At 74.1% G+C, this 12,965-nt stretch carries 11 protein-coding genes; 5 read left to right on the top strand and 6 right to left on the bottom strand.

The genetic code is table 11. The features are described 5' to 3' along the window. Window positions 1–59 precede the first annotated feature (59 nt). Window positions 60–842 carry a hypothetical protein gene (locus ACLJPL_RS14675; protein WP_411081255.1) on the top strand — a complete coding sequence of 261 codons (783 nt, stop codon included), beginning with the start codon at window positions 60–62 and terminating at the stop codon, window positions 840–842. 218 nt (window positions 843–1,060) lie between these two features. Here ACLJPL_RS14675 and ACLJPL_RS14670 read toward each other — a convergent pair whose 3' ends face one another. Further along, a complete protein-coding gene (locus tag ACLJPL_RS14670; protein WP_411081254.1) occupies window positions 1,061–1,888 on the bottom strand; it encodes a GntR family transcriptional regulator in 828 nt (275 codons plus the stop codon). A gap of 146 nt (window positions 1,889–2,034) precedes the next feature. Here ACLJPL_RS14670 and ACLJPL_RS14665 point away from each other — a divergent pair, with 146 nt between their 5' ends. Further along, window positions 2,035–2,883, top strand: coding sequence for a (2Fe-2S)-binding protein (locus ACLJPL_RS14665; protein ID WP_411081253.1), 849 nt, complete (start codon window positions 2,035–2,037; stop codon window positions 2,881–2,883). 192 nt (window positions 2,884–3,075) lie between these two features. Further along, entirely contained in the window at window positions 3,076–4,179 is a 1,104-nt protein-coding gene (locus ACLJPL_RS14660) for a DUF2637 domain-containing protein (protein ID WP_411081252.1), read from the top strand. Window positions 4,180–4,219: 40 nt separating this feature from the next. On the opposite strand, the gene ACLJPL_RS14655 is transcribed toward ACLJPL_RS14660, so the two are convergent. From ACLJPL_RS14655 to ACLJPL_RS14645, 3 genes are all read right to left on the bottom strand, one after another. Continuing rightward, the gene (locus ACLJPL_RS14655) at window positions 4,220–4,594 is read right to left on the bottom strand and encodes an ATP-binding protein (protein WP_411081419.1); all 375 of its coding nucleotides are present in this window, start codon (window positions 4,592–4,594) and stop codon (window positions 4,220–4,222) included. Between the two features lie 311 nt (window positions 4,595–4,905). Beyond that, window positions 4,906–6,648: a pyruvate dehydrogenase gene (locus ACLJPL_RS14650; RefSeq protein ID WP_411081251.1), complete on the bottom strand. Its 1,743-nt coding sequence runs from the start codon at window positions 6,646–6,648 to the stop codon at window positions 4,906–4,908. 117 nt (window positions 6,649–6,765) lie between these two features. Further along, the gene (locus tag ACLJPL_RS14645; protein ID WP_411081250.1) at window positions 6,766–8,370 is read right to left on the bottom strand and encodes a protein phosphatase 2C domain-containing protein; all 1,605 of its coding nucleotides are present in this window, start codon (window positions 8,368–8,370) and stop codon (window positions 6,766–6,768) included. A gap of 352 nt (window positions 8,371–8,722) precedes the next feature. Here ACLJPL_RS14645 and ACLJPL_RS14640 point away from each other — a divergent pair, with 352 nt between their 5' ends. Both ACLJPL_RS14640 and ACLJPL_RS14635 read left to right on the top strand, forming a co-directional pair. Further along, window positions 8,723–9,715 (top strand): helix-turn-helix domain-containing protein, encoded by a 993-nt coding sequence (locus tag ACLJPL_RS14640; protein WP_411081249.1) that lies wholly within the window; start codon window positions 8,723–8,725, stop codon window positions 9,713–9,715. 71 nt (window positions 9,716–9,786) lie between these two features. Continuing rightward, window positions 9,787–10,269: a DUF456 domain-containing protein gene (locus ACLJPL_RS14635; RefSeq protein WP_411081248.1), complete on the top strand. Its 483-nt coding sequence runs from the start codon at window positions 9,787–9,789 to the stop codon at window positions 10,267–10,269. 41 nt (window positions 10,270–10,310) lie between these two features. Here ACLJPL_RS14635 and ACLJPL_RS14630 read toward each other — a convergent pair whose 3' ends face one another. Both ACLJPL_RS14630 and rsgA read right to left on the bottom strand, forming a co-directional pair. Next, window positions 10,311–11,693, bottom strand: a complete 1,383-nt coding sequence (locus tag ACLJPL_RS14630) for a DNA-3-methyladenine glycosylase 2 family protein (protein WP_411081247.1) — start codon at window positions 11,691–11,693, stop codon at window positions 10,311–10,313. A gap of 72 nt (window positions 11,694–11,765) precedes the next feature. Then, window positions 11,766–12,920: a ribosome small subunit-dependent GTPase A gene (gene rsgA / locus ACLJPL_RS14625; RefSeq protein ID WP_411081246.1), complete on the bottom strand. Its 1,155-nt coding sequence runs from the start codon at window positions 12,918–12,920 to the stop codon at window positions 11,766–11,768. Between the last annotated feature and the right edge of the window lie 45 nt (window positions 12,921–12,965).

The following is a 12,965-nucleotide window of genomic DNA, read 5'->3' as shown; positions in this document are numbered from 1 at the left end:
CCGGTGGGTCTCAACAGCACAATGGCGCGCTCGGGGAGGGCAATGTGACGCATACCGCCATGTCTGGTTCCGGAACGACAGCAGATGACGATCCGCCGCTCCAGACAGCGGTATGGCGGCTGCGGTCCCGCGCCTGCTGGACGGACGCCGCCGCCCTGCTGGAGCCGCACGCGGCGACCGACCCGGCCGCCGCGCTCCAGCGGACCGCTCTGCTGACCGAGCGCTGCCTCTACACCGGCGAGGGCTGGACCGACGCGGAGGACGCCCTGCGCGGCGCCGAGGCGCTGGCCCGCAGCGACGACGAACGCGGCGGGGCCGCCTGCGAGCGGGGCCACCTCGCCTACGCCTCGACCCTTCTGGGCGTACGGGACCGGGCCGACGAGGCGAGCGTCGCCCTGAGCCGGGCGGCGGCGCTGCTGGCCCCCGCCGCCCCCGGACGGCCGCTGCTGGACTTCCGGCGCGGGCTGATCGCCCAGAACATCGCGGACTCCCCGCAGTCGGCCCGCGCCGCCTACCGCCGGGCGCACGCCGGGGCGACCGCGCGCGGCGACGAACTGCTGCTGTCGTTCACCTGGCGGCATCTCGCCTCCCTCGCCCTGCGTGAGGGCGAGCTGGCCGAGGCCCGGCACGGCTTCGCGGAGTCGCTGCGGATCCGGGAGGAGCTGGGCTATCTGGTCGGCACGGCCCCGGCGCTGATCTCCCTGGCGGACGCGGAGCCCGAGCCGGAGGCGGCCCGGCTGCGCGCGGAGGCGGGGCGGCTGTTCCGGCTGCTCGGCGGGGTGCCGACCTGGCTGGGCCCGCACATCGGACTCCCGGGGCCCCGGTCGGCGGCGGCGCACTAGGGGCTGCCCGACCCTCCCCGAGGGGGCCCGCACCGGCGCACGGGTTTTCGACGTTGTGCGCCCGTGCGGGCCCTCAGCCGTGCGGGCCGGTCAGCCGCCCACGCCAGTCGGTGCGGGCTCCTCAGCCGTCCGCACCACGGGATCTCGACGCCGTGCGCCGGTGCGGGCCCTCAGCCGTGCGGGCCGGCCAGCCGCCCGCGCCAGTCGGTGCGGGCCCCTCAGCCGTCCGCGCCGGTGAAGTGTTCCCGTACGAGGGCCTGGACGACGGCCAGGTCCTGGGCGATCAGGGCGTCCAGCAGCGCGGTGTGCTCGGCCGCGTCCGCCAGCAGGTCGGCCCGGCGGGTGGCGGGGCCCGAGACCAGCGGCCACTGGGAGCGGCGGTGCAGCTCGTCGGCGACCGCCACCAGCTGCTCGTTGCCCGACAGCGTGAGGACCGCGCGGTGGAAGGCCCGGTCGCACTCGGCGTAGCTCGCCCGGTCCCCCACCGCCGCCGCGGCGACCGTCGCGTCGGCCAGCGGACGCAGCACGCCCCAGCGCTCGGCCGGGACGGTGCGGGCCAGACGGAGCATCACCGGTACCTCGATCAGGGCGCGCACCTCGGCCAGCTCCGCCAGCTCGCGGGGCCCCCGTTCGCTGACCCGGAACCCTCGGTTCGGCACGACCTCGACGGCCCCCTCGACGGCCAGCTGCTGCATCGCCTCGCGCACCGGGGTGGCGGAGACCCCGAAGCGGGCGCCGAGCGCCGGGGCGGAGTAAACCTGGCCGGGGGTCAGCTCGCCGTCCACGAGCGCGGCGCGCAGGGCCTCCAGGATCTGGCCCCGGACGGAGTGACGCACCACACGGGGGACGGGCGGCTCGCTGTGGGTGTGCTCGCCACGGGCCGCCGCGTCGTCCGCCGCCCCGCCCGCTGCCCCGTACGGCGTACCGCCGAAGCGCATCCGGCTGACGCGCGCCTGTTCGGGCACCCGGCCGGTGACCGGGGCTCCCGCGTACGCGCCGGGCGCGTACGGCGGCCGTACGCCCTCACGCGCGCTCCCCTGCTCCACCCGGACCTCCTCGCCTGCCGCGCGGGCCGGTTCGCGTGCGCCCCGCCCTCCGTGCACGATAGAGCGAGGAGGCCGCAGTTCAAACATCGATCGCGTCGGGTAAGGTAAGCCTTACCTGCAAACGATCCCGATTCGGTGGTCCCTGCATGACCCTCTCTCCGTTGCTCACCGGTGCCGCGACGTCCCCTGTGACCGCCGCGTACGCCCGCCTGACCGAGGTCTTCCCCGGGCTGCGCGCCGATGTGCTCGACGAGGGCGCGAGCGCCCCCTCCGGCGCGGGCTGGGTCGGCGCGGCCGACCTGGCCGCCGGCGGCGCGGCCGTGGACACCTTCCTGGCCTGGGACAACGCACAGGTACTGCGGGACTACGGGCAGCAGGCCCGCCCCGACGTGGTGGCCAGCTTCGGGCTCCACCGCTACGCCTGGCCCGCCTGCCTGCTGGTCACGGTGCCCTGGTTCCTGCAACGCCGGGTGCCCCGGATCCCGGTCGAGGACGTCGCCTTCCAGCGGGCGCTGGGACACCTGACGGTGCGGGTCCGGGAGTTCGCCTGCCTGCCGGACGACCCGGCGGCGCACCTGCCCGGGGCCCGGGTGGTCGCGGACGAGACGGCGCTGCGGGCCGAGGTCCTGGCCGCCCTCACCGAGCACCTCGCACCGGTCCTGGAGGGGTTCGGGCCGCGCATGCGCCGCGGAAAGCGCGCACTGTGGGGGATGGCGACGGACGAGATCGTCGAGGGCCTCTGGTACATCGCTCATCTGCTCGGCGAGGAGCGCCGCGCGATGGCGGAGCTGGAGCTGCTGCTCCCCGGCACCACGAAGCCGTACGTCGGCACCGCGGGCTTCCGCGAGCTGACCGGACCCGATGGCCAGTCGCTGCCGACCCGGGACCGGGCGAGCTGCTGCCTCTTCTACACCCTGCGCCCCGAGGACACCTGTGTGACCTGCCCCCGTACCTGTGACGCGGACCGGGTGCGCAAGCTCGCCACCGCTTCGTGATCCACACCGCCCGTCCGGATGACGTCCGATCGAACGCAACTCGGTTGAATCGCGCGGTCGTTCGAGAAGATTCCACCCAACGATAGCCCCGGCCACCCCCATGGCGTGCTCTTGTCCCGAAACCCGCGGAACGGGACGGGAATTCCGTCACGATGGCGCACGAAACGCCCTACGTGACGCAAGGGACCGGGCATGAGACTGACCGACATATCGCTTGACTGGCTGCTTCCGGGCGCCGTACTGCTCGTGGGAGTCATGGCGGCGGTGACGGTGGTCGCACGCGGCAAGCGCGCCGCCGGCAAGGCCGCGGCCGACGACAACTGGGAACGCAGCGAGGAACGCCGCCGGCGCAAGGAAGCGCTGTACGCCACCGCCAGCTACGTCCTGCTGTTCTGCTGCGCGGCCGTCGCCGCCGCGCTCTCCTTCCACGGGCTCGTCGGCTTCGGCCGGCAGAACCTGAACCTCAGCGGGGGCTGGGAGTACCTGGTCCCCTTCGGACTGGACGGCGCGGCGATGTTCTGCTCCGTGCTGGCCGTGCGGGAGGCGAGCCACGGAGACGCGGCGCTCGGCTCCCGGCTGCTGGTGTGGACGTTCGCCGGGGCCGCCGCCTGGTTCAACTGGGTGCACGCGCCGCGGGGCATGGACCACGCGGGCGCTCCGCACTTCTTCGCGGGGATGTCCCTCTCGGCCGCGGTGCTCTTCGACCGTGCGCTCAAGCAGACCCGCCGGGCCGCGCTGCGCGAACAGGGCCTGGTGCCCCGTCCGTTGCCGCAGATCCGCATCGTCCGCTGGCTGCGGGCGCCCCGGGAGACCTTCGGCGCCTGGTCGCTGATGCTCCTCGAAGGCGTACGCACGCTGGACGAGGCGGTGGACGAGGTCCGGGAGGACCGCAGGGAGCGGGAGCAGAACCGGCTGCGCCGACGCGACCAGGAGAAGCTGGACCGGGCCCGCATCAAGGCCCTGAACCGGCAGAACCGGGTCTGGGGGCGCGGCGGCCGGGGCGGCCACCAGGTGGACGTCCCCGCCCTGGCGCCGGCTTCGGGCGGCGCGCCGCCGCCCGTCGCGGAGCCCGCCATAACAGAGCCGGGTCAGCTGCCCCTGCGACCCCGGCCATCCCTGCAAGCCGTCGGCACGACGCAGCCGGCGGACGGTTCGAGCTCGAAGAGCCTTGGCCCTTCGAACGCGGGAAGTGACGCACGGGCGGTCGACCTCACCGCTGAGGACGACACCCAGACGCTCCCCCGGCTCGACTCGCTGGAACAGAAACTGAAGGATCTGGAGCAGCAGTTCGGCTGAGCGGAGCACGGTCGTGAACCGCGTGCGGCGAAGGGCCCGGTCAGGGCTTTTCGCCGCGCAGCTCGAACCAGACCACCTTGCCCAGGGCCCGCGCCTCCACCCCCCAGGCGTCGGCCAGACTCCGCACCAGGATCAGCCCCCGGCCGTGCGTACCGTCGTCGGCGTTCGGTACGTACGGCGCGGGCAGGTCCGCTTCGAAGTCCTGGACCTCCACCCGTAAGGCCGCGGGCGTCGCCGTGGCGGTGACCATGGCCCCGTGACGGGTGTGGATCAACGCGTTGGTCACCAGCTCGCTCAGCAGCAGCTCCGCCGCGTCGATCTGCTCGGGCCCGGAGCGATGTCGGAGGAACTCCCGCAGCTCGCGGCGCACTTCCCCCACCGCGGCCCGCTCCGTGTGGCCGACTCTGCGGCGCATCCTGGCCGGCTGCTGCGGCTCGCCGCCCGGTCTGCGCCCCCGAGGACCGCGCGCCTCGGCGGTCTGGGCCCTCTTCTGACGCTTCACCATTTCCCCCGCCCGCACAGTGATCCCACCCTCCCCTGATCCGGCCGTCCGTCGAACAGTCTCACGGGATGCATGCCCCCGTACGCACACCGTCACGCTTGTGGAGCGCGTCCGGAAGAGCGCAGGCGGGAGCAGCGGGGGGCGCACGGAACGACGCGGCCCGCACACGTCCCACCGATGTGTGCGGGCCTTGCCATGGGAGCGGGGAACAGCTCATTTACCGCTCAAGGGCGGGGCACGTTACGGAGGTTGGAGCGCGCCATCTGGAGCATCCGCCCCACTCCCCCGTCCAGCACCACCTTGCTCGCCGAGAGGGCGAAGCCGGTGACCATGTCGGCCTTGATCTTCGGCGGGATGGAGAGCGCGTTGGGGTCGGTCACCACGTCGACGAGCGCGGGGCCCTTGTGCTTGAAGGCGTCCTTCAGGGCGCTCTGCAACTGCTTGGGCTTCTCCACCCGCACCCCGTACGCCCCGCAGGCGCGGGCCACGGCGGCGAAGTCCGGGTTCTTGTTGGCGGTGCCGTAGGCGGGCAGTCCGCCGACCATCATCTCCAACTCCACCATGCCCAGGGAGGAGTTGTTGAACAGCACCACCTTCACCGGCAGGTCGTACTGGACCAGGGTGAGGAAGTCGCCCATCAGCATGGAGAATCCGCCGTCGCCCGACATCGCCACGACCTGCCGGCCGCGGTCGACGAACTGGGCCCCGATCGCCTGCGGCAGCGCGTTGGCCATCGAGCCGTGGCTGAACGAACCGATCACCCGCCGCCTGCCGTTGGGCGTCAGATAGCGGGCGGCCCACACGTTGTTCATCCCGGTGTCGACGGTGAACACCGCGTCCTGGTCGGCCATCTCGTCCAGCACGGAGGCGACGTACTCGGGGTGGATCGGGGTGTGCTTCTCGACCTTGCGGGTGTACGCCTTGACGACGCCCTCCAGCGCGTCGGCGTGCTTCTTCAGCATCCGGTCGAGGAACTTGCGGTCGGTCTTGGGCTGCACCCGGGGCGTCAGACAGCGCAGCGTCTCGCGCACATCGCCCCACACCGCGAGGTCCAGCTTGGAGCGCCGGCCCAGGTGTTCGGGGCGGACGTCGACCTGGACGATCTTCACGTCGTCGGGGAGGAACGCGTTGTACGGGAAGTCGGTGCCGAGCAGGATCAGCAGATCGCACTCATGGGTCGCCTCGTACGCGGCGCCGTAGCCGAGCAGCCCGCTCATGCCGACGTCGTACGGGTTGTCGTACTGGATCCACTCCTTGCCGCGCAGCGCGTGCCCGACCGGGGACTTCACCTTCTCGGCGAACTCCATCACCTCGGCGTGCGCGCCCGCCGTGCCGCTGCCGCAGAACAGCGTCACCCGCTTGGCCTCGTCCACCATCCGGCAGAGCTTGTCGATCTCGTCGTCGCCGGGGCGGACGGTCGGCCGCGAGGTGACGAGCGCGTGCTCGACGGTCTTCTCGGGGGCCTGCTTGGAGGCGATGTCGCCCGGCATCGAGACCACGCTCACGCCGCCGCGGCCGATGGCGTGCTGGATGGCCGTCTGGAGGAGGCGCGGCATCTGCTCCGGGTTGGAGATCATCTCGTTGTAGTGGCTGCACTCCTGGAACAGCAGCTCCGGATGCGTCTCCTGGAAGTAGCCGAGCCCGATCTCGCTGGAGGGGATGTGCGAGGCGAGGGCGAGGACCGGGGCCATCGAACGGTGCGCGTCGTACAGGCCGTTGATCAGATGCAGGTTGCCCGGCCCGCAGGACCCGGCGCACGCGGCCAGGGACCCGGTGATCTGGGCCTCGGCGCCGGCCGCGAAGGCGGCGGTCTCCTCATGGCGGACGTGGATCCAGTCGATGGCCGAGTTACGCCGAATGGCGTCCACGACGGGGTTCAGGCTGTCGCCGACGACGCCGTACAGGCGTTTGACGCCCGCCCTGGCGAGGATGTCGACGAACTGCTCCGCCACGTTCTGCTTGGCCATGGGTGCGTGCCCTTCCCTTGCCCGTGCTCCGTGCACTGTCGGTTGTCCGGACTCCGGAGGCCGAAACGTCGGCCGGACGTACGGCCTCCGGAGTCCATCAACCCACGGCGTGCGCGGTTACGCCTCCCAGACGGCCGCGCAGGTGCGGTCGTCGGCGTACCCCTTGATACGGAGCTGGGCGTCGGCGAGGAACGCGGGCAGTCCGGGCGGCCCCGGCGGGCCCCAGCGCTCGGCGAGCTCGGCCGGGAGCTCCGGTTCGTCGCGCATCGGCTCGGCCAGCCCGTTGCTGCAGAGCAGCAGCGTGTCGCCCGGGCGGGCCACGGAGGCCCGGAAGCGGAAGAGTTCGGCGGGCGGCGGGGCGGGGCCGTCGCTGTACGGGGAGGGGGGCGTGGTGATCTGGAGGTCCATGGTCAGCCGGTCGCCGTCCGGCCCCTCCTCGCTCGCGCTCCCCGGCGACGGCAGCTGCGCGATCACCGGCTCCAGGTCCTGCCAGAGCCCGTCGCGGAGCCGGAACAGGCCGCCGCCGCCGACGCCGAAGAAGACCCGGGTGCGGCAGTCGGGGTCGGCGGGGAGCAGCAGACAGCGCAGACCGGCGGTGTACTCCCCCGGTTCGAGGCCGAGTTCGGCGGCGCGGGCCCGGAGCTTTCCGTACGTACGGTCGGTGAGCCGGTGCAGCCCCGACTTCAGGTCGCCCCGGCGGCCGGCCCTTATGTCGTCGGAGAGCCGGGCGTGGCTGCGGGCGACGGCCCCGGCGATCCACCGGCAGGCGTCGGCCGCGGCGAGGTGCGCCCCCTCGCCGACCCGTGCGCCCCCGGCCACCGCGACGAGGACGAGTGCGCTCTCGGCCGCCCCGAACCGGGCGGTGAACAGCGCGTCGCGCCGGGGTTCGCCCCGGAACCGGGCGGAGTCGCCCCGTACGGAGGCGGCGCGCAGGGTGTACGTCCCGTACCGCGCGCCGTCCAGCACGGTGTCGGGGACCAGGGCGTCCAGGTTCTCCGAGGTGGCGGCGGGCAGGGCGGCGGGCTCGGCGTCATAGGTGGGCGGCCGGTCCCCGAGGTGGCCGACGAGGGGCCGCCGTGCCCCGCCGGCGTCATCGGCCGGGGCGTCGCTCGCGGCCCAGTCCGGGGGGAAGGGGTGCAGGGCGCTGGGGTCGGGCGCGACGGCCGGCTCCACGGGGGCGGGCGGCTCGGGTTCGGGCGGTTTCGGCGCGGCGAAGGTGCGGGGGCCGGGCGGATGGGCGGTGGTCTCCCAGGGGGCGGGGAAGACGGTGTTCCGGGGGCCGGGAACGGCGGCGGGGGCCGGGGCGGGCTTCGACGACCGCTCCCCGTACGGGGATTGCTCCCGCTCCTGGCGCGGGTACGGGCCCTGGGCCGCACGCGGATCCCGTATCGGCTCCGCGCCGACGTCCGGCTCCGGCACACCGCCCCACGCCCGCTCCGGTTCGGATTCCGGTTCCGGCTCGACCTGCGACGTCCACTCCGGTTCGCGTTCGTATGCCGGTTCCGGTTCCGGCACCGCGTCCGGGAACGCGTCCCGCCCGGCCTCCCGCGCGGTGTCCCGCTGTCGGTCCACCGCCCCGCCCACCGTGTCCGACACCGAGTCGAAGCGGTCGTCGAGGCTGTCGGGCGCGCGGCTCGGGCCGAGGTCCGGCGCGCTCTCGTCGTACAGCTTCCGCCACCAGTCGTCCTCGTGGGCGGCGGGCTTCTCCCCCTGCTGACTCATGCCCTTATTGTCCACCGCGGAGCCCGCCCGAAAACGGGGCATCCGGAAAAAGAGGCCCGCACGGAGTTGACCGACACGTCATGGCCGTCTGGTTCGCGCCACGGACCGGCGCGATGAGGCCGGTACTCCGCTGCGACGGAATCGGTCCTGAACGAAACAGCCGAAGAGGGCGTATTCCGGCGGTTGTCGGTATCCCTGTGACGCCATAGGGGTGGTGAGGCCAGGGGTACGAGGGGTGAGTACGGGGGATGATGTGCGCGGCGGGTTTGCGCCGTGGCTCGTTCTCGCCACGCCGGACCGGCCGGAACGGGCGCCGCGACGCGCGATCACCACACCCGGGGAGGGTCGGAGGATGCTGGGCGCCATAGGTCTGGACGAGCGACAGGAAGCCGCGTACCGGGCGCTCGTAGCAGCGGGAGCGGCCGAACTCCCCGATCTCGCCCACCGGCTGGCTCTCCCCGAGGCGGACACCGAGCGGGTGCTGCGGCGGCTGGGGCAGCAGGGGCTGGCCGCACAGTCCTCGGCCCGCCCGGGACGCTGGGTGGCGGCTCCGCCCGGGGTCGCGCTGGGTGCGCTGCTGAGCCGGCAGCGGCACGAGCTGGAGCAGGCGGAGCAGGCGTCCGCGCTGCTGGCCGAGGAGTACCGCGCGGAGGCGAGCGAGCCGGAGGCGCACGACCTGGTGGAGGTGGTGACGGGAGCGGCCGCGGTCGCCCGGCGCTTCCACCAGTTGCAGCTGGGGGCGGTGTTCGAGGTGTGCGCCCTGGTCACCGGGAAGCCGGTCGCGGTGAACGGGACGGAGAGCGGGCCCGAGGAGCGGGCGGCCGCGCGCGGGGTCGCCTGCCGGGTGGTCGTCGAGCGCGAGGCGCTGTCGCTGCCGTCCGGGATCGTGGAGCTGTCCGCGGCGCTGGGCCGGGACGAGCAGTGCCGGGTGGTGGACCGGGTGCCGACGAAACTGGTGGTCGCCGACCGGAGCCTGGCGATGGTGCCGCTGACTGGGCGCGGCGTGGAGCCCGCCGCCCTGGTCGTGCACGCCAGCGGGCTGCTGGAGTCGCTGACGGGGCTCTTCGAGGCGGTGTGGCAGAAGGCCGTGCCGCTGCGGCTCGGCGGATGCGGCGGCGAGGTGCGCGAGGACGGGCCCGGGCCCGATACGACGGACCTGGAGATCCTGTCGCTGCTGCTGGCCGGGCTGACGGACGCCAGTGTGGCCAGGCAACTGGACCTGGGGCTGCGGACCGTGCAGCGCCGGGTCAAGGGGCTGATGGAACTGACCGGGGTCTCCACCCGGCTCCAGCTGGGCTGGCACGCCTACGAGCGCGGCTGGGTGGCCCGCACCGCGCCTGCGTGAGACCTCGTCGGCCGCAGGTCGCCGGGGTGCGCTGACGGGCGGAGACGGGTGCTCTCCGGCAGGCTGGTCGGATGAGTGTGTGGCAGCTCGTCGCCGTGGGCCTGGTCATGCTGCTGGGCCTGGTCGGGGTCCTGGTGCCGGGCGTGCCGGGGCAGGCGATCGTCTGGGCGGCGGTGCTGTGGTGGGCGCTGACGGACATGACCCCGACCGCCTGGGGCGTACTGATCGGCGCAACGGCCCTGATGCTGGTGAACCAGGCCCTGAAACCGCTGCTGCCGCCGCGCCGCCCGGGTGAGTCGGGTGCGCCCCGCCGGACGGTGCTGATCGGCGGGGTCGCGGGCATCGTGGGGTTCTTCGTGGTGCCCGTGGTGGGCGGGATCGCCGGGTTCGTGGGGGCGATCTACGGGGCGGAGCGGCTGCGGCTGGGGAGCCGCGGGGCGGGCTGGACGTCGGTGCGCTCGGTGATGCGGGCGACGGGGTACGCGGTGCTGGTGCGGCTGTTCGCGTGCCTGCTGGTGGCGGGGGCGTGGCTGGGCGCGCTGATCTGGGGCTGACCGCGATCCGGGGCCGGCCGCACTGCCCGCCCGGCCGGTGCTCAGCGCCGGACGGCGGGCCGCGCGGTGCGGTCGGCGCACTCCAGGTGCCGTACGGCGTACGAGCGCCACGGCCGCCACCGCTCGGCCCCCGGCGTCCCGTACGGGTCCACATCGGGGTCTCCCAGCGCCCGCATCCGGATCAGCGCGGCGGTCCGCGGGTCCACCCCGGGCAGGGTCGCCAGCGTCCGTTCGGCCGCGTCCCGGTCGGCCCCGGCGTCCAGCCGCAGCTCCCCGTCCACGAGCGCGGCGGCCAGGGCGCGCAGGTCCGGCTCCGTGACGGCCCCGGCCAGCACGCCCGGCTCGGGGAACACGTGCGTGAGCGCCCCGCACGGCACGTCCAGCACCTTCCCGTACCGCTCGACCAGCTCCCCGGCGCGCTCCCGCCCCACCAGCGTCCGTACGGCCTCCTCCTCCGGGTCCGCCGCTCCCGGCGAGCGCAGCCCGGGGCGGGCGGCGACCAGCGGGGCGAGCCGGGGGTCGGCGGACAGGGCCTCGTCGACGGCGTACGGATCGGCGTCCAGGTCGAACAGCCGCCGCAGCCGCTGTACGGCGGTGGTCAGGTCGCGCAGATCGGTGAGGTGGATCCGGGCCTCCAGCCACGGGCCGGGCGAGGCTTCGTCGACGGCGGCGATCCCGGTCCCGTACGGCAGCCGCAGGGTACGCCGGTGGGTGCGGCGACCCGGCGGCCCGACGCTCTCCTCCACCCGGGCCACGGCCCGCTCCGCGAGCAGGTCGAACAGGGCTCCGGCGGCGTACGGGCCCCGATGGGCGAGCCGCAGCGGGATCCCGGCCCGCAGCCCCTCGCTCCGGCCCCCGCCGAGCCCGGTCCCGGCCTCGGCGCGCAGGGCGCTGGGGGTGCGGGCGTAGATCCGGCGGATGGTGTCGTTGAACTGGCGCACGCTGTTGAACCCGGCCGCGAAGACGATCTCGGTGACCGGCAGGCCGGTGGTCTGGAGGAGCACCCGGGCGGTGTGGGAGCGCTGGGCGCGGGCGAGCGCGACGGGGCCCGCGCCCAGCTCGGCGTTGAGCTGGCGCTGGACCTGCCGGGCGCTGTAGCCGAGCCGCCCGGCGAGTCCGGGGACGCCTTCGCGGTCCACCACACCGTCGCCGATCAGCCGCATGGCACGGCCGACGACGTCGGCGCGGACGTTCCACTCGGCCGAGCCGGGCACGGCGTCGGGGCGGCAGCGCCGGCAGGCCCGGAAGCCGCCCGCCTGGGCGGCGGCAGCGGTGGGGTAGAAGCGCACGTTGGCGCGTTTGGGGGTGACGGCGGGGCAGCTCGGCCGGCAGTAGATGCCGGTGGTCACGACGGCGAAGAAGAACGCGCCGTCGAACCGTGCGTCGCGGCTGCTCACCGCCTCGTACCTGGTCCGTTCGTCCATCACACCGTCCAGTGTGCGGCAGCCCCCGCTGCCGCACTCGCGGATTTCGGACGTCAGGGCCGGGGCCCGCCGCTATCGCGCCCGGCCGCGCTTGGCCTGCATGGCCGCCCTCCCCTCGGCGCCCTTGCGCTTGAAGTCCCGCAGGATCTCCGAGCGGACGCGGGCGTCGGTCTTGGCGACGATCCGCTGGTTCTCGCGCAGCAGCTTGCGGTAGCTCTCCAGCCGCCGGTCGGGCAGGTCGCCGTCCGCGAGCGCGGCGAGGACCGCGCACCCGGGCTCCCTCTCGTGGGCGCAGTCGTGGAACCGGCACCGGGCCGCCAGCTCCTCGATCTCCGAGAAGAGCTCTTCGACCCCGGTCCCGGCGTCGAAGAGGCCCACCCCGCGCAGCCCGGGGGTGTCGATGAGGACGCCCCCGTGCGGCAGGAGAAGGAGGTTGCGGGTCGTGGTGGTGTGCCGGCCCTTGCCGTCGACGTCCCGGGCGGCCCGCACCTCCATCGCGTCCCGGCCCAGCAGGGTGTTGGCGAGGGTGGACTTGCCCGCGCCGGAGATGCCGAGCAGGACGCTCGTGCCGCCACGGACGACGGCCCCGAACACGTCGAGCCCCTCGCCCGTGGTGGAGCTGACGGGCAGCACCTGGACCCCGGGGGCGATGGCCTCGACGTCCCGGACCAGGTGGGACAGGGTGACGGCGTCGGGCACCAGATCGGCCTTCGTGAGCAGCACGACCGGCTCGGACCGGTGTGCCCCGGGGCTCTGGCCCTCCCCCAGCAGCGCCGCGCCATCGGCGCTGGACAGGGCGAGCGCGAGAAAGCGCTCCAGGCGTCCGAGGTCGAGTTCGACGGCGAGCGAGACGCAGACGACGATGTGGTCGATGTTGGTGGCGAGGACCTGGCCGTCCGACCGCTTGGAGGAGGTCGAGCGGACGAAGGCGGTACGGCGCGGCAGCAGCGTACGGACGAACCGCGGGTCGCCGTCCGCGTCGAGCGCCGCCCAGTCGCCGGTGCAGACGATCCGCATCGGGTCGCGCGGCACGACGAACGCGGTGTCGGCCCGCACCGGGCCGTCCGCGGTGATCACGTCGCACTGACCGCGGTCCACCCGCACCACACGCCCCGGAACGAGGCCCTGTTCGGCGTAGGGGGAGAAGGCGACCGCCCAGTCGTCGTCCCAGCCGTACGGAGTCAGCGGGTGCGAGGAGGACGGAACCGGAGGAAACGAGGAAGACAAGGGAAACCCTTCACAGGGTGGCCCCGGCGCCGCGCGCTCGGCGCG

The sequence above is a fragment of the Streptomyces sp. cmx-18-6 genome (genome assembly GCF_046548915.1).
Lineage (GTDB): Bacteria > Actinomycetota > Actinomycetes > Streptomycetales > Streptomycetaceae > Streptomyces.
Note: the sequence above shows the minus strand (reverse complement) of the source record. Positions and strands in the feature narration are given on the sequence as shown.